The following is an 18,386-nucleotide window of genomic DNA, read 5'->3' as shown; positions in this document are numbered from 1 at the left end:
GTCACCCCCCATAGTTGAATCGTTTTTCGATATAATGAAAGCCTCGATCCAAAACAAGACCGACTAGGCCGATGAGCACGATAGCGGAGATGACCCGTTCCAGACTGAGCGCATTCCAGCTATCCCAGACGAAGAACCCGATACCAGTTCCGCCTGAAAGCATTTCTGCTGCGACGATCACCATCCAGGCGATTCCAAGACTCAGCCGCAGACCGGTAAGGATATACGGCAAAGAGAAGGGAATAAGCACCTTTGTCAGGTACTTCCATCTCGAAAAGCGGAAGACCGCAGCTACGTTTCGGTGGTCCTTAGGAACCGACGCGACGCCGAGGGCAGTGTTCACGACCGTCGGCCACAGCGACGTGATGAAGATAATAAAGATCGTGGCCGGACCAACCGAATGAAATACGGCCAGCCCAATGGGGAACCAGGCCAACGGGGACACTGGTCTGAGCACTTGGACAATCGGGCCTAAGAGATTTCTAAAGAATGGCGTCGCACCCATGACGATCCCTAGCGGCACCGCAACTAGCGCGCCCAATAGGAATCCGGTGAACACCCGCATCAGCGAGGCGACAAACTGCAGCCCAATCCCCTTATCGTTAGGTCCGTAGTTATAAAACGGGTTGGCGACAAGCTCCCAGAAAGTGGCTAGCGTACTCATGGGACCAGGAAGTGCTTTACCTGAGAAGCGGCTCGTCACCTCCCACAACAGAATGAGGAGCGCCATGCTCCCGATCAAGTAACCTGTCTTGTGCAGCCCGTTCGTCAGGCCGTTCTTCCAGTGGGGGGGGAAAGCGAGACGTTTCGCTGATAACACCGTATGCGTGACACTTTGTTCCATTTGCTTACTCATCGCGATCAACCTCCGTATTGTTTTAACGAACCAGCCGGATCTTTCGGGTCAAATGTAGCGCCATCCAATTTAAGCTGGAACGGCTTCATGTCGTCGTCGGGAATGGCTATCTTCATTTCGCCCGCGACCTCGCGGTACAGGTCTTTCATGATCAGCTTGTCGGCAATCTCCTCGTATTTCGGGTGTTCGTTCAAGTATTTGAACCGGACGTACTGGCTCATAAAGAACATGGCATGAGCTTTGCGCGGAAAGTTCACACTACCGTCCTTGTGAAAAAGCATGTAGTCGTCCTTGTAGACGTGTTCGCCCAGGTCAGCGCCAAGATCGTATTTACCGAGCAAGCGATTCTCGATCGTTTCGGCTGGGGCGTTAACGTAGGCCTGATGGCCGATCACCTTGGCAGCCTCTTTGCGGTTATCCAAATTATCGAGCCACTTCGACGCTTCGAGGATGGCCTTCATGACGGCCTTCACCTCATCGGTGCGGCCACTCCAAGCCTTGTTGAGGACGAGAGCCTTCTCGGGGTGATCCTTCCAGATGTCCTGGGTGGAAATATGAGTGAATCCTATTTTCTGCGCGACAGCCACTCCACCCCAAGGTTCACCCACGCAGTACCCATCCATATTGCCCACTTTCATGTTGGCAACCATCTGCGGCGGCGGGATCGTGATGATCTTTACCTTGGTCTGGTTTATTCCAGCCGCCCCCAACCAGTAGCGAAGCCACAGGTCATGCGTTCCCCCGGGGAAGGTCATGGCAAAAGTCGTCTCGCGCTCTGCCATTTTCTTTTCGATAATACGCTTGGCCGCCTTCAGGTCTCGAAAGCCGGCATCTTTGAACTCGTTGGAAAGTGTAATCGCCTGTCCGTTCGTGTTGAGCATCATCGCGATCGGCAACTCGCTGCCGGCCGTACCGCCGACCCCAGTGTAGACGGAGAACGGCATACCGAAGAGACAGTGAGACGCATTCAGATCTCCGGAGAGCAATTTATCACGTACCGCAGCCCATGAAGCTTCCTTGGTAACTTCCACGTCCACGCCGTATTTCTTAAAGAGGCCGAGTTCTTTAGCCATGACGACCGAAGCACAATCCGTCAGCGGAATGAAACCAATCTTGATCTTATTTCCCAGCATTGGGGTTGCGCTGTTTGAAACAGTCTTTATCTGTTCAGTCTTATTTACTCCGCATGCGGCAAGCAGGGCGCTAGGTACCAGCAATGCGGCTCCAGCCATACCCGTCTTTTTCAAGAAATCTAGTCTCGTCATCTTATTCTCGCTCATCGGATCTCTCCCTCATCATCGTCAAGTGAAACAATTTGATTTCTTCGTTTATAAACTTAAATAAAATTGCAAGCTTCATTTGTTCCCTTCCTGTGAAATCCCCTTTCCTATCGACCGAAAAATCTCTCTCTAAGCGCTCTTATCCGCCCCCCTAGATCAAAAAGAGCCCTGCACAAACTCTCCCCATTCTGTCCCATAGCCAATCATGCGACGCGAATTGAAAAAAAGTGAATGCAGGGCTCCATTGCCCTAAGTAATGCCGACCTAATTGTCAACATCACCTATGTTACTATTCATAACATAAATAACTAAATATTAACTACTCTGTTCCTCGTAGGTGTTTTATATTTATTATTCTATCCAAAAAATACAATTAGTCAAGACATTTGTGTTATGTTATTTAACATGATTTTCAAATATATTACATAAACATAACATATAAGTTACATCGCGAAATAAACTTAGACAGTTACGATCCTGATGCAAGATTACTTCAGTCAGTTATAACACTTTTCCTGCCGATCGAATGATATACGATCCTCAAACAAAAAAAGGGACCTAGCCAACGGGGCCAGGTCCAAAGTTTATATTAAAAAAGGGGGGTCTTGTTAATTATAATACACCTACTTTGTTAGAGAACTGTAACAGGAATGTTCCAATTGTGTTACAAAAAAGCGATTCTATTCGAATCGCTTTTTTGTAATGGATTTTTTGTACATACTACAGAATGTAAATCTTTAGGAATAGGGGTTAAACAAGTGAAAGTTAATGACGCAATTGTGGAACAAATCAAACAGCAAGCTGTGAAGCTGAGTACCTTCGAAGATTTGGATGTATTGGTGGAAGCAATCGGAGATAAAAGGTACATTTTACTGGGTGAGGCTACGCATGGAACCTCGGAATTTTATAAGCTGCGTATGGAATTAAGCCGTAAGTTGATTGAAACGAAAGGATTTTCTTTTATTGCTGTTGAGGGCGACTGGCCTTCCTGCTATGAGGTTAACCGTTATGTGAAGCAATACAAAGATACTAAGCCGAACTCCCGTCAGGTCTTGGAAGAAGCTTTTAATCGCTGGCCAACGTGGATGTGGGCGAATGAAGAAGTTCTCGAGTTGATGGATTGGCTTAAACAGCACAATGAAGATAAACCGCAGGAACAGCGAGTCGGGTTCTATGGTCTAGACGTCTATAGTTTATGGGAGTCACTGGAAGAGATCGAACGTTATTTGAAGGAAAAAGGCACGCCAGAGCAATTAGCTTTAGCGCGGGAGGCTTTTAAGTGCTTCGACTCTTACGAGAAGGAAGGACAAAATTATGGGGTTTCGGCGGCTTTTTACGGCGAAAGCTGTAAGGATGAGGTTGTGAAGCTGCTTCAAGCGCTTCACGCGAAACGCGTGCGGTACGAAGAAGACAGCGAAGCAGCTCTAAGCGCGGAATTGAACGCGCTTGTTGCTGTGAACGCTGAGGATTACTACCGCACGATGGTTCGTCACGACGCGGACTCGTGGAACGTCCGCGACCGACACATGGTCAGCGCGCTGCGCCGCCTCGTCGACCACCACGGCCCAGACGCCAAAGTCATCGTCTGGGAGCACAACACGCACGTCGGCGACGCGCGTGCAACAGATATGATGGCCGACGGTATGGTGAACGTCGGCCAGCTCTTGCGCGAAGCGCACGGCGAAGCCGATGTGTTCGCTATCGGCTTCGGCACTTACCGCGGCACGGTCATCGCCGCGACATCCTGGGGCGCGCCGATGGCGACGATGCAAGTACCACCTGCCCAGCCGGGCAGCTGGGAGGAGCTTATGCATCGCGCCGGCGCGCATGATCAGATCCTCCTGCTGCACAAGGAGGATCCTATTCTCGGGCACGAGGTGCTGGGGCACCGTGCCATCGGGGTCGTGTACCGCCCTGCTCATGAGAGAGGGAATTATGTTCCCTCTCTTATGGCTCGGCGGTACGACGCCTTCGTGCATGTGGATGAAAGCCATGCGCTTCATCCGCTTACCCTAAAAAAAGTGCTTGTGTGAACTCACACAAGCACTACCTATAACAAAAGCATATCCGCCTACAGCTTCACCTATAAATACAACTTTATTGATGCTATTTCCACATGCCCCCTGCAAATGTTGCATAACAGAGACCGTCGATTCATTCATCCAATCTTGCTCTGCATTGAGGTATGTTAAATCGGGATCAATCGTCAACTATGCACAATTGAAGTTGCTGGATGAATAAATCCCTAATGTGTTCAGAAATGTTGTACAAACTGCAACTTCAAGTTGCGAAATAGCCTTTGGGCTTGTGAATTGGTAGAAAATACAACATTGGTAACCACAATAGCCTATTTGCCCTCAAGAAAGCTGAATGACTCTAAAATCGAACTTTGGAGTTTTGATATCCGTTGTGAGGAGGCATAATGAATCAATCGACAGTCTCTAACACACAACCAGCAGCCTTTCACTTGTCATTAATAAGACGTTTTAATCCAACACTCGGTTCCTCCAACGGAAAATACTCTAAACCGATATAGCCAGTGAACCCAGTTTCATCAATGGCCTTGAAAATCTGCTCGTAATTCAACTCGCCATTACTCAGCTCATGTCGCCCTGGATTGCCAGCTGCATGAAAATGGCCTATCAAAGCTATATTTTCACGAATATTCGTAATCAGATGACCTTCGGTAATTTGTTGGTGATAAATATCGAACAGCACTTTCACATGTTGGCTCCCCACCTGCTTCACAATATCGAATGCTTCTTCAGATGAAGCTAAGAAATATCCTTGATGGTTCACAAGTGTGTTCAGCGGCTCTACCAATAATGTTATCCCTTCCCGCTCCAACAACGGCACGCATGCTTTTAGTCCATCAACTAATGACTGACGCTGCGCTTCTCTGGACACGCCTTCTAGTTCCTGACCCACTTGTGAAATGAGCTGAGTGCAATTTAATCGCTTCGCTGCCTCAATGGATTCGGCAAGTCCAACTAGATAAGTTTCACGCATGCTTTCATCGACTAAGCTCACAAATTTGGTACAAAAGGCAGCAACCGAAACACCAGTAGTCTTCACAACACGCGCGACTTCATCCAAATCTTTATTCCACCATGACCAGAATTCAATGGTATTATAGCCAATTTGCTTCACTTCCTTAACACTTTGAGCAAAATCATGCTTGCTATAAACCGCATCCATACAAACGGAGAGCCTCATTGTCATCCTTCTTCCCAAATATACTTTTTTGTGCTGGGGACCAAGCATTTCTGAACTCTCCCTATTGTATGGTAAAATTAAGCAGATGAAAATATGATCCAAGGAGTTTTATTTATGATTCGTTCCCTTGCTATTACCATGGACTTCAATGTGCTCCATAATGTCCCCTTCGAGGAGCTTCTAGGCCCGAACATTAAGTGGTATTGGGTCGACTTTCATAATCCGAGCGAGAAGGAAGCGCTGCATCTGAAAGAGCATTTCCATTTTCATCCGCTGACCATAGAGGACTGCTTTTTCTTACTGCAAAGACCAAAGATGGATCACTACGAGAACGTTCACTTTTTTGTCATGCATGCGATTAATGCCATGACGCTGGACGCGGAAGAAGTGGACATGTTTCTAGGAAGCAATTACATTGTGACCTTTCATTTGCATGAATCAAGGGAAATTGAAGATGCTTGGAGCCGAATCTCTGAACAAGAACACTTGCGGAATGAAGGTCATATTTATGCGGCTTATTTAATTCTTGATAATTTGGTGGATCAATATTTCCCTAGTGTCTACCAAATCGAAGATCAATTGGATGATATCGAAAATAATTTTGATGCCGAATCCATTGAGACCTTGATGAAACATATTTTTGGTATTCGGGCCAAATTGCTAAAATTACGTCGCACCATCGTGCCCATGCGTGACTTGCTGTATAGGGTCATCAATACAGATCGAATCGAGCATCTTCGCGAGCAGTTAGTCTTTTTCACGGATATTCATGATCATCTGCTCAAATTGTCTGAAATGATTGATTCAAACCGAGAAATGACGGCTGATATGAGGGATAGCTACATCTCTCTAAATTCCAACCGAATGAATACCATCATGAAAACGTTGACCGTAATCACAACGATCTTCATGCCATTAACGTTCATTGCTGGTCTTTATGGGATGAACTTCGCTTATATGCCTGAGCTGAAGTGGCAAGGGGGTTATTTTGGAATTCTCTTGATCATGTTCGGAATTGGATTCGGCATGTTCGCTTGGTTTTGGAAAAAGGGCTGGTTTAAATAGAAGACCTTACTGATTCTGAGCGATGCTCATCACGGAATTCCTTCCTAAAGCCAGCAGGTGAAACCCCCACTTTTTTCTTAAAAGCTCGACTGAATGCATGAATACCGGAAAATCCTAATTGATCTGCGATTTCCTGAAGCGGCATTAAGGTATGCCTGATCATATTCTTGGCTCGCTCCAGCCGGATTCTCTGGTGATATTGGATCGGACTTACATCGAATACTTTATTAAACAAATGGATCAAATAGTATTTACTGATATGGAATCGCTCCGATAGCTCATCCAATTTCAACTCACGGTGAACGTGAGCCGCGATATAACGTTCCATATCCAATAAGAGCTCTTGGTGAAGATTGTTTTCAAATAATCGTCCGCTCCATGCATGCTCCCTCACTACAGCTGTAATTAACTCCAGCAGACTGCCCTTTAGACGCCATTCATATAATGGCAGCTTCGCTTCAAATTCCGCTATGATTCCAAAAAGCTGCTGCTCCACGCGACTCGGCTCCCTTAATCGAATATGATTCGGGAGATCAATGAGTGCGCCCGACAGTTCATCCTTACGAAACCAACTTCGCTCCGTCTCATCCATATCTTGTAACATTTTAAACGATACCTTGACGTCCTCACTATCCTCCTGCTCGAATAAATCAAAATGCACGTGCGGTTGCCGAATCGGCTTACCACCTACGAGCTGGATGGAGTGCCTCTGTCCAGGCTTAAACAGAAACAAGTCTCCTGGTTTGCCTTCATAGGTCTTGTCCTCGATAGTTACATCAGCCCGACCCTCCATTAGATATAACAGCTCGTAGTCCCAAAGCATTCTTTCTTTTAACATCCAAGGAGATTGTATGATACTATCCATCGCAATACGTACGTATGGGGAGACAGTTTGAAAGCTCACAGAAAGAATCCTTCCTTTTCAGCAATAATGGTTAACTTTTAACTAACTTTGGCTAAATGAACGCGCTTACCTTCATTATATAATGTTTTCAAGCTCGCATAACTATAATGATAGAGGTGGATGTTCCTATGTCGCAATATCAAGGCTTTATCCCTGAACTCTCTGCAGCTCCATTCCTGACACAAGGCCGAACCCGCTGGATCACGGCGGAGAATCCGACCGGAGAGAAGGGAGAAGGAGGGAAAGCAGCAAGCAATTTAGGTATTGCCCGCAAAGGCAGGCCGTGCATCACTTTACCTCAAGGAGAAACGATCGTTTTAGCTGATATTCAAGGAACTGGTATCCTGCAGCACTTCTGGATCACATGTACGAACGCTACCTCCAAGGGGAATTTTGTCCTAAGAGATTTAGTGCTCCGCTTCTACTGGGATGATGAAGCCTCACCTTCCGTGGAGGTGCCGCTTGGCGATTTCTTTTGCAACGGGTTCGGTGAACGCTGTAAGGTGAATTCGCAGCCGATCGTCGTGAATCCCACAGGCGGCATGAACTGCTACTTCCCTATGCCTTTCCGACAATCAGCCAAAATTACGATTGAGAATCAGCACGCCGAGGATATTCACGGCTTTTTCTATCAGTTTCATTATACACTCGTAGATTTGCTCCCGGAGAATACGGCTTATTTTCACGCTCAGTGGAGAAGAGAGAATATCACAACGGAAGGCAAAGATTACACGATTTTGGACGGAGTCAAGGGCAAGGGGAAATATGTTGGCACCTATTTGGCATGGGCGGCATTAGAACGTTATTGGTGGGGTGAGGGGGAAATTAAATTTTATTTGGACGGAGATGAAGAATGGCCGACGCTCTGCGGGACAGGGACGGAGGATTATTTCGGTGGAGCCTGGTGCTTTTACGAAAAAGAAAACGGGATCCCCGTCGAGGTGCCGTACAGCACTCCCTATCTAGGATACCCGTTCTATTCCAAAACGGATTCGACCCTCAAAGAGAAGTTCGGCGAAGATTCCGTGCCTATGCATGGACTGTATCGCTGGCATCTTCCAGACCCCATCCATTTTGAGAACGATCTGCGCGTCACGATTCAACAGATTGGACATAACAGCAGAGAGCTTTTCGAACGAACCGACGATGTTTCCTCCGTTGCCTATTGGTATCAGATGGAGCCTCATGCGGATTTCCCCATACTTCTTCCCGTTCACCGGAGATGGCCGCGATAGTTAAACTGGTTCTGAACAATCGGTGAAATCGGAATTATTATCCTGCTTTTACTAGCCATCATCAAACCAGGAGAAAAAGTTAAACCAAAGATATAAAAAAAGAACCTATGGACAGAATTAAAAAACCGGGGATCAATGGCGAACTTAATCGCCATTGATCCCCGGTTCTGCAATCGTTCAAACTTCCCTAAGTGAGCGTTATGTGCTTCGCTTTATACGAACCGCCAATAAATCTACTTCTTCTTCGCGTCATAGGCAGCTTGGTAAATTTCCAGATAACGCTTCAGGTTCATATTATCCAAATTTTTCAGGTAGCCATCCCATTCTTTCTCCAGATTCGCATCTCCGATGATGAAACGTGCAGTCATCTCTTTGACATGATCGGTAATCGTCTTCTCTAGATCGGCTAGCTCCATCGCCTGCTCGTTCGTGAAGAACAGCTGTGGCAGAACAGTATCCAGCTTCTGCTTATAAGGTTCGTATTTGTTTTTCGTTTCATTGTACAAAATAACTTCCAATGGATTTTTCGGATCGGCGACCAAGCCTAAGCGGAAATCATTCGTTCTAAGCGATGGTCCGGTTTGAGACCATTTCACATTTTGCACATTTTGCAGCTTGGCTTCGGTATATTTCCAAATGGCTTGCTTGCCATTGATACCGATCTCACCTTGAGTCGCATATTTCCATTCCACATCTGGACGCCCCTCTGCGTTACGCAGCGTCATCTCCTGCGTATACATCAGATCCGCTAGGCGGAAAGCGGCTTCTGGATTTTTACTCGCTTTCGTAATGACGTAACGCCCTTGAGAGACGCTATTGGTATACGGCGCAACTTGCAAGCCTTTCGGCCCTTTGAGCACTGGAACGGCGGTAACCTCAAGCCATCTTCCGCTCGGTCCGTTAAAAGCTGTGAACGTCCCATTATGCTGGGCTATCGCTGCACCCAATATATTAATATTGGGGTTCTCCCCCATCTGCTTCGCTTGATCCCGATCCTGTGTGAAGGACTGCGGCGCGATCAAACCTTCGGCATACAGCTTGTTTAAGTACTTCAGGCCCTCTTGCCATTCCGGCTTGTTATAAGGCACATCGACCTTGCCGTTATTAAGGTACAAACGATTGGTATTATTAGGGTTTAGTATAAAAGCATTCATAAGGAACGAATCGATATTTACTGCTGGTCCCACCGCTGCACCTGCAAGCGGAATCTCATCGGCTTTTCCGTTGCCATTCGGATCCTTTGTTTTAAACTCCTTTAGCACCTTGTACAGCTCATCCGTCGTGGTTGGCACAGCAAGTCCCAATTTATCCAGCCATGGCTTGTAAATCCACATTTTTTGCCCCATCGAACAGTGGAAACACTCGTTCACGAGCGGCAGTCCATATATTTTACCACCCGGCGCCGTAATAGCATCTTTCACTCCAACAACCTGCTCAAACATCTTCTTGGTCTCGACACCATACTTAGCAATATAGGGCGTTAGATCGAGGAAATCCCCTTGGCTGCCATAGATCAGCTGCTGCGTAGGGCTAACGTCAAAGCCCATAATCACATCAGGCAAATCTCCGCTTCCTAGCACCAAATTAAGCTTTTCTACCGCTGATTTCTCCGGGGCAACATCCCATTCAATATGAATGTTCGTCTTCTCCTCTAGGTACTTCGTATATTCATTCGTTGCAAAGTCTTCAACAAATGCACTACCCTTTACTAGAACCTTTAAGGTCGTTTTTTCCTTCGTGATAGGTAATTCCCCTGCTGCAGTCACCCGATCCTCTGACACTTTAGGAGTCGCATCTGATTGCGCTGCTTCCTTATCTGAACAACCGCTTAATACCGAGACTGTACACAAGGCTAACCCTAAGCTTACTACCATCCATTTTTTCATCTAAAAGAACCCTCCCTAGAATTTATTCGTTATAAATTTTTCATTTAATAACTAACCCTTCAACGAACCGATCATGACCCCTTTAACAAAATGCTTCTGTACAAAAGGGTAAATCATCATGAGTGGCAGCGATGAGACGACAATCAGAGAGTATTTAAGCAGTGCACGTAAGCCCTCCCGATTCGCTTCCTGTCCCAGATCGGACAGCATGGCGGGATCTACCTCATTCTGAATGAGTATTTCCCTAAGTACAAGCTGGAGCGGATATAAGCTCGGCTGCTTTAAATAGATCAGCGCATTGAAATATTGATTCCAATAGCCTACCGCCGAATACAGAGTAATGACAGCAATGATGGGACCGGACAGCGGAATAACAACATTCCATACAAACTTGAAATCGTTACAGCCGTCCAGCTGAGCGGCCTCCAGCAGTTCATCCGGTATCGTCGTTTTGAAATAGGTTCTCGTAATAATGACATTGAATACGCTCATCGCCCCTGGCAAAATCATCGACCAGATCGTATTGAGCATGCCGAGATCTTTGACCAGCAGGTAGCTCGGAATGAGTCCGCCGGAAAACATGGTGGTGAACACCAGTAAAAGCATGACAGCATTTTTCCCATACAAGTCTCTACGTGCAAGTGGATAAGCCGCCATAATCGTTAGCGCGACATTGATTACCGTACCCAGAACCGTATAAATAACAGAATTACGAAACGAGCTCCAGATCAGCTTATGTTTAAATACAGCCTCATACCCGTCAAGTGTAGGTTGAACGGGCCACAGCCACACCTTCCCCGAGATGACCGCATCTGGGCTGCTAAAGGATGCGCTTACAATAAACACTAGCGGATACATCACAATAATAAGAAACAAGGTAAGCACCGTGTAGTTGATAACATTAAACCAACGGTCATTGCTAGCCTCACGAATGTTAGCATGCTCCATGATGACGACCTCCCCCTATATGCCTTACCATAGGCTTTCCTGTTTAGCTTTCTTCGCCATTTGGTTGACCAAAATCAGTAGAATCAAACCAATGACCGATTTGAATAAATTGATGGCCGTGGAATAAGAGTAATTCATCGCCTGGGAGGCAAGCCCGACCTTATAAACAAACGTATCAATGACTTCCGAGGTGCGCACATTAAGCGGATTCTGTAATAGCAGCACTTTCTCGAAGCCCAGATCCAGAATATGACCGGTGTTCAAAATAAGCAAAATAATCATTACTGGCATGATGCTCGGCAGATCGATATGCAGCATACGCTGAAATTTACTTGCTCCATCAATGACAGCCGCTTCATGCTGTGCGGGATCAACACCCGCTAAAGCTGCTAAATAAATGATGCAGGAAAAGCCTACATTTTGCCAAATACCAGACCAGACATAGATCGAGCTGAAATATTCCGGCTTGGCCATAAAATTGATCGGATCGATGCCCAATTGACCGAGCAGCATGTTCACTAATCCATTGCGGGGGTCGAGCAGCTCCATAACGATCCCTACCATCACGACGATGGATATAAAATGGGGAGCGTAAGTGATCATCTGTACGGATTTTTTGAACAGCTGGTTTTTCACATAATTTAATGATAGGGCCAGAATAATCGGAAAGGGAATTCCGGCAAGTAAGCTGTACAAGCTGATGATCAACGTGTTTTTCATCAATTTTCCAAATTCATAAGAGTTGAAAAATCGGATGAAGTGCTTCAAGCCGACCCACTCGCTCCCAGCGACTCCCTTGGATGCAATATAATCCTTGAAGGCAATCTGCGCCCCATACATCGGATAATATTTAAACACGAGGACATAGATGACTGGAAGTGCAAGCAGGGCATACAATTGCCAGCTTTTCTTCATTTGCTTCCTAGCGGCAAGCAGCAGATTGTTTGTACCCGTGCCTGTTTTGGTTAATACAACCTCTTTCATTGTGCGCTCTTCCCCCTTTCAATTGATACCTTAACGATACAAGGAATTGCCTCAAGCCGTAAATTAGAAAGCGCTTTCTTTATGTGCAAATATTAAGAATCAGCCATGTGCACTTCGAAATTGATGTGCAAAAGTAAAGAATACGGCACCTGAGTGCCGCATTCTTATCCGTGCAATTTCTTATAGGAGGTCGCACTGACGCCATGCAGCCGCTTGAATGCCCGACAAAACGTATTGGAGGAGCTATAGCCAACCTTATCGGAAATTTCAAGAATGGTTAGCTCCGTTGTCTGCAGCAGATCTTTGGCCCGATCCATGCGCAGATTTTCCAAATAGTCGGAGAAATTAATGCCCGTTTGCTCTTTGAAGAATTGGGAGAGATACACCTTCGAAATGCGAAACCGATCGGCCACTACATCCAGACAAAGCTCACTGTCCATATATACGTTCTGCAGCATGCCAAGAATACTTTGGATCAGCTGTACATTTTGACTTTTCTTATGATCGTTCACGCTTTCACATATCCATTGATAAGTTGCGCGGATCGATTGATAATTTTTGCGCATATTTTCATAGGAATCAATCTCGCTGCTCAGTGACTGGATCCGCCTGTAAACCTCCTGCTGATCGAGCTCCATTTGCGGCAGCAGCTTCACAAGACTACCCCACATTTCGAACAAGAACAACTGCATAACCGCGAAGGAAAGGTGCCTCAGTTCGAAATTTTCATGGTATATCTCACCAAGCGTATGCTGAACCTCAGGATGATCCCCCGCTTTGGCTAAATTGATTAAGCGGATCTCCACATCCTGCGGAAAATAATAGTTGTTCATATCCGTCGGGAGCTCGTCATACCATACGATTTCATTCTCATTTTTCCATAACTGCACGTTCAATGCTTCTCTGGCCTGTTCATAAGATCTGGAGATGCTGGTGAGACTATCACATATACCGCCTACACCATAGACGGACACCAGCTTCAACTGGCTTTTCATCTCCTCATTGGCTTCCTTCAGCTTTTGCTCGATTGGCTCCTTGTAGAGTTCCGGTTGCTCAGTTCGATAACAGAAAAGCACCCCGAATTGATCCTCCGCGATATCGTAAACAAAGCCTTCCTGATCGATCGTCCTTCTCAACATTTCTTTAGCCAGTAAACGCTTCATATCCAGTTCTTCCAACAGGTCATCATTATAGCCGTTATCGAAGCCTCGCAAATGAACAACCGCGACCCGATAGGACATCCCTTGAAGGTCCATACCTACATGCTTTAACAGTGCATCTGCATCACGTGCCGAAATAAATTGCCCGTTCAACAGCCGCTGAAAATACGCTGCCCTCAGCAAAGGAACCTGCTGCTCTATCTCCGACTTCATCCTATGGTTATTGTGGAACAAACCGGTTACCGTTTCTCCGATTAATCCAAAAGCATCCCTCTGGTGCGAGATCACGTCCGCTTTTTCCAGAATCAAGTTTACGATATTTCGTAACGGTTTACTGTTGCGATAAGCCAGCACATACGCGATAAAGACACCCACGATAAGAAAGACGAACGTCAAAGAGAAGATGATTTTCTGAATATATCGGACCTTCTCTAGTACAACAAAAGTTGGCTGTCCCACCAGATACGTCCAACCGTTATAGGAGGATTTGGTATAAGTAATCATCATCTGCTTCGATTGCAGCGATTGCTCGATTACGCCCTTATCACCAATAAGATTGCCGATCTCGATCGGTAAGGGGGCTTTACTCGCCGAAAGCTCACTGATGATTTTCCCCTCACCATCCACAATATAGGCCCATCCCCCTTCGGAAATGTTGAGCCCTTGAAACAGCTTTTGGATTTCCTTCTGATCAATCATGACAGCAATAGCGCCCTGGGGATTGCCAGGGTACCCAAGCGATTGCATATATGTCAGCATGGAATAGGGTACACCCTGTACGATGACTTCCTCAGACGCAAAAGTTTTGCGGGTATGAAATTGCTTAGCGACGAAGTCATACCATGAATCATAATCATGCTTGCTGTAATGAGCTACCCGATCAAAAAAATGCTGAAAAGAGTAAGTAGCCCCCGGGGTTAATACCATTTCACTATTTTTGAACAAGACATAATAATTAAATATGAAATTGTTAGACATCCTGTAATCGTACAAGCTTTTATTCGTATCCAAAACCCGGTACGTATTCGTCCCCTCAAAAGGATCAGTGACAGACTGAAACCGCATAATTCTCGTATCGGCCGATAACTGCTGAGTGATGGAGGCGATTTCCTCCAGTCTTCGATCGAGGATATCCTTACTCTGCTCCAGCAGGTTCATATGACTCGCGGTTGCTTCGCTTTCGATTAGCGCCGTCGTCTTCTGATAAATGACCCAGCCAATAATCATCGGCAGCATCAGAAAAATAAGATAAGGAACGAGAATACGCGCAAACACGCGGTGCCTTCTTTTGTTAACGTTAACATTAACGCTTCTCTCTCTCTTGAACAGCATAGTAAATGTCCCCCATTTCATTCACGATTCCATGTTGCGATCATATTGAGAGTAATCATTGTGCATGATTTGCATTTTTGTATGCGTTTGCAATCTGTTGTGGCGTTCATCCCAAAAGGACTAAGCAGTTATTTCTAGTATACCTTGCTGTGCTGGTAATCGGAAGCTTGAAATATATCGCTAGATATGAAATGAGACTTTTTGTGCTTAACAAAAAAAAGGAACCCAGCCAACGGGGCGTGGGTTACGAGACTTTGATGATTAATCGAACGATCCGTCTATCTGCAATCATTTCACGCTATGCTAGAGTATTTCACTTCAGGCAATGATAAACCGCCATCATATCTCGTTTATTCAACTCACGAATACGATTGAAGATAGGAATATCTGCAACTGCCTCAGTTAGTAAGCTTTCAGCAACAACATCACTTACTTTGCCAGTAAGCCATGTTTGTACATCTATACGATCGACGATTTCCTTGCGCCCTTCATCATTGATGCCACTTACATAACAGCTAACACATGGCACCGATAATTTAAATACGCCTTCATGGAGACCATCCTCTGAAATTACTTTCTTCCCGTTACAGAATGGACATGGATGACTTGCTTTAATTTTATTAATTTGGGTAACAATTTTATTGTAGCCAAACACTTCATAGACATAAGTTAGTTTTTTATATTTCCCATTGGTGAAATACTTATCAATAATGGTTTCTCTAGTTTCAGCAATATTGGCAAAATCACAGATGGTAATCAAGTTATTACTGCTGATCGCCTCGAGGTTACCTTTAATCTTGTCCCAAAATGGTACGGCATTTTGTAAAACCACTTCATAGCCCACAAAGCTTGCAAGCTCCAGTTCAAGCATTTTCAGCGCAACTTGTGTTTCCCTAGGAAGTAAGGAGACATCTTCCGTAAGTGCAAGATCGCCGCCAACAATTGATTTTAGTTTTTCTAGTTCCGGTAACTTCCCTACAGTTTTAATGACCTGATCAATCGATTGTTGAATAATCTCACGAATATCCGTGTCACCAAATTTTAGCTTTTTATGATGATTTAACACGGTCCCTTGACAAACTGGGCAGTTAATCATTTCTTTTGAGGCTTTCATTTGCTCTTTAAGTGGAATGTTCTTCGAAATAACCATATAACGCCCAAGGATGAGATTAAAACCCTCCCATGTTCTTGAAGCCTTCCCTGCTTTATCATAAAACGACTTTTCCCAATACCCATATAAGAACGTATTTTTTTCTGCCTCTGACATCTCATTATAGCTTTTGCTCATATCGTGGCCAAGTTCGTTCTTTATCTCTTCAAATAAGAAGTGCAATTTGGCGTGCTGATAATATTTCAAGACATCCATGACTTCTGGAAGTAACATGCCGTCCCAGAATGGCACTGTTTTGTCTTGAATGAGAACATCCATATCAAATCGTTCTATAACTCGACGACCCGAACAACTTGGACAATGATTATCTTGATAATAGAAATCGAAGCTTCTTGTATCTTTATTGGTCGGATGAGCAGCCACAATATGGTTGATCAGTCCCCCTATTTCATATAGAAAACTATATTGACTATACAGGTGTCGTTCAAGATCGATGGCGATGACAGGTGCAATCTTATCAGATTCATATTCACCATAAATCAGATGTGCCATGGATGATAAGCTTTTTAGGATACCACCTTTATAGACGTTTTCAGCCTTTTTAAAATAGTCCAACTGATTTTCTTGTAAGTAGTGAATACCATTTTGCTGCTTAAGTGTGGAAGAAATATGCAAGGGGGCCTTGCTATCTTCTTTATACTTGTGACGACGATAATAATCATCATGACTGAGAACATCCAGATGTTCTACAGGTGCAAGTTGTCTTTTGCCAAAATCAACGATAAAATCAGAGCTTTCGAGCATATAGGCATTATGTTCAATCATCAGGATGGAGACCGATTCATCTTGCAGAATGTCTCTAACACTATCAATGAATTGGTTTAAAATATTTTGCGATAAACCTTTTGAAGGCTCGTCGAAAATAAAAAGCGTATGCGGGTTTCTTGAGTTGGCAAACAGCTCAGATACTAAATGGACACATTGAAATTCTCCTGTCGATAAGGACTGTGTTTTTCTTTCCAACGTCAAATAACCAAGCCCAAGTTTGATCAATAAGCTCAAGCGTTTATGAGCGATGTCTTCACCCGGCAGTTCATCAATAATATCTTCAATCGAGCGCTGAAAAATATCATCAATATCCTCACTATATTTCGTGAGTTTCTTTTTTATATCAAGAAACGTCGCAATGGTTGACCGACTGGAAATCGATTGGTTTCGATCTTGCCCAACCACGACCAGTTTATCTTTTGGATAACGCTTTTGAAAATCTTTCACTATACACTCATTAACAAGTGTAGATTTACCACATCCCGACTCACCCGTAAAGGTTACAAGTCTATTTTGGGGAATCTGAATTTCAGCCATTTGAATATTACGACAATAAAGATCATGAAACTGATAGTAGTCTGTTGGCATTGCCTTATTTAGTTCACAATGGATGGGTTGTGGACGTGGTGATTCTTCTACAATTTTCCCACCGTATTTACCACTACCAGGTCCAAAGAACAATTGTTCATCCGATGTGTCCAGCACCGTGTCAGAATGGTCAATGAGCCAAATTTGATTCTTATACCCCAATTGTTTAATCTCATCTAAAATTTTCAATAATGTTTGGTGATCAAGACCCACGGAGATTTCATCAATGATAATAACCGTATTTTCACTAGTTGCCATGAATTCTGCCAAGTACATTCGTGTTATTTCTCCACCTGACAAAGTACCCATTATGCGATTTAGTGTTAAGTAGCCTATATTCATATTGATAATATTTTGGAGAATATGCTGCTTCGCTTCACTAATGTGTAATTCCTCTGCGAGAGAAAGAATCGTTTCAATGCTTAAGTTATTGATATCGGAAATACTATGTGGTTGATTCAATAATTCCATCTTATATTGCTCAACTTCTTGATTGTAGCGCCTACCCTTGCACTTTGGACAATCGACATTTTGGGTCATACTGCGCCCTTTACAATCTGGACACCAGCCTAAGGCATTATTAAAGGAAAAAACTTCTGGAGAAAGATTAAATTTTTCAGCAAGAGTAACACGAATCTCTTTAAACACGCCAGTATGTGTGCCAATGGTTGAACGAGGATTGGATGAAATTGATGATTTTCCGAGAAAAAGGACTAAAGGCATTTCTTCCATCTTGATGGCACTGAAATTGGTTTCCATAATTTCAGGAAATAAATACTGATATTCTGCCTTTGGCAATAAAGAAACGAGACGCTTCTTGGATTCTTCACCAATGGTTTGACAAAAAGTTGTTTTACCAGATCCAGACAAACCAGCAATACCTAACGATTTATCTACTGGTAGTGCTGCATCTAATAGGTTAATATTGTTCGAAATTAATCGATTTATTTTCATATGTACATCCTCTCTATTCTTTTAAACTTAGTCTTTCCA

The 18,386-nt window shown here is 44.5% G+C and carries 12 protein-coding genes; 3 read left to right on the top strand and 9 right to left on the bottom strand.

The genetic code is table 11. From position 1 onward, the window contains the following. Position 1 precedes the first annotated feature (1 nt). Together ntrB and QFZ78_RS30320 are read right to left on the bottom strand one after the other, a co-directional pair. Positions 2-856 (bottom strand): nitrate ABC transporter permease, encoded by an 855-nt coding sequence (ntrB, locus tag QFZ78_RS30325; RefSeq protein WP_307553082.1) that lies wholly within the window; start codon positions 854-856, stop codon positions 2-4. Between the two features lie 5 nt (positions 857-861). Then, positions 862-2,136 (bottom strand): CmpA/NrtA family ABC transporter substrate-binding protein, encoded by a 1,275-nt coding sequence (locus QFZ78_RS30320; RefSeq protein WP_307553081.1) that lies wholly within the window; start codon positions 2,134-2,136, stop codon positions 862-864. Positions 2,137-2,795: 659 nt separating this feature from the next. Here QFZ78_RS30320 and QFZ78_RS30315 point away from each other — a divergent pair. Next, entirely contained in the window at positions 2,796-4,169 is a 1,374-nt protein-coding gene (locus tag QFZ78_RS30315; protein WP_307553080.1) for an erythromycin esterase family protein, read from the top strand. A gap of 430 nt (positions 4,170-4,599) precedes the next feature. Here the strand turns inward: QFZ78_RS30315 and QFZ78_RS30310 are convergent, their stop codons facing one another. Continuing rightward, complete coding sequence (locus tag QFZ78_RS30310; RefSeq protein ID WP_307553079.1) at positions 4,600-5,358, bottom strand: hydroxypyruvate isomerase family protein; 759 nt, start codon at positions 5,356-5,358, stop codon at positions 4,600-4,602. Between the two features lie 108 nt (positions 5,359-5,466). Here QFZ78_RS30310 and corA point away from each other — a divergent pair, with 108 nt between their 5' ends. Next, positions 5,467-6,417 carry a magnesium/cobalt transporter CorA gene (gene corA / locus QFZ78_RS30305; protein ID WP_307553078.1) on the top strand — a complete coding sequence of 317 codons (951 nt, stop codon included), beginning with the start codon at positions 5,467-5,469 and terminating at the stop codon, positions 6,415-6,417. Here corA and QFZ78_RS30300 read toward each other — a convergent pair. Further along, entirely contained in the window at positions 6,410-7,321 is a 912-nt protein-coding gene (locus QFZ78_RS30300; protein WP_307553077.1) for a helix-turn-helix domain-containing protein, read from the bottom strand. The genes corA and QFZ78_RS30300 overlap by 8 nt on opposite strands. 128 nt (positions 7,322-7,449) lie before the next feature. Here QFZ78_RS30300 and QFZ78_RS30295 point away from each other — a divergent pair, with 128 nt between their 5' ends. Next, on the top strand, positions 7,450-8,556 hold the full coding sequence (locus tag QFZ78_RS30295) for a glycoside hydrolase family 172 protein (protein ID WP_307553076.1): 1,107 nt from the start codon (positions 7,450-7,452) through the stop codon (positions 8,554-8,556). Between the two features lie 233 nt (positions 8,557-8,789). On the opposite strand, the gene QFZ78_RS30290 is transcribed toward QFZ78_RS30295, so the two are convergent. The 5 genes from QFZ78_RS30290 to QFZ78_RS30270 form a co-directional block, all read right to left on the bottom strand. Further along, positions 8,790-10,442: an ABC transporter substrate-binding protein gene (locus QFZ78_RS30290; protein WP_307553075.1), complete on the bottom strand. Its 1,653-nt coding sequence runs from the start codon at positions 10,440-10,442 to the stop codon at positions 8,790-8,792. 51 nt (positions 10,443-10,493) lie between these two features. Continuing rightward, positions 10,494-11,390 (bottom strand): carbohydrate ABC transporter permease, encoded by an 897-nt coding sequence (locus tag QFZ78_RS30285; RefSeq protein ID WP_307553074.1) that lies wholly within the window; start codon positions 11,388-11,390, stop codon positions 10,494-10,496. A gap of 24 nt (positions 11,391-11,414) precedes the next feature. Beyond that, a complete protein-coding gene (locus tag QFZ78_RS30280) occupies positions 11,415-12,374 on the bottom strand; it encodes an ABC transporter permease (protein ID WP_307553073.1) in 960 nt (319 codons plus the stop codon). A 164-nt stretch (positions 12,375-12,538) separates the two neighbouring features. Next, complete coding sequence (locus QFZ78_RS30275) at positions 12,539-14,866, bottom strand: helix-turn-helix domain-containing protein (RefSeq protein ID WP_307553072.1); 2,328 nt, start codon at positions 14,864-14,866, stop codon at positions 12,539-12,541. 313 nt (positions 14,867-15,179) lie between these two features. Further along, a complete protein-coding gene (locus QFZ78_RS30270; protein ID WP_307553069.1) occupies positions 15,180-18,347 on the bottom strand; it encodes an ATP-binding cassette domain-containing protein in 3,168 nt (1,055 codons plus the stop codon). Between the last annotated feature and the right edge of the window lie 39 nt (positions 18,348-18,386).

Source organism: Paenibacillus sp. V4I5 (assembly GCF_030817255.1).
Lineage (GTDB): Bacteria > Bacillota > Bacilli > Paenibacillales > NBRC-103111 > Paenibacillus_E.
Note: the sequence above shows the minus strand (reverse complement) of the source record. Positions and strands in the feature narration are given on the sequence as shown.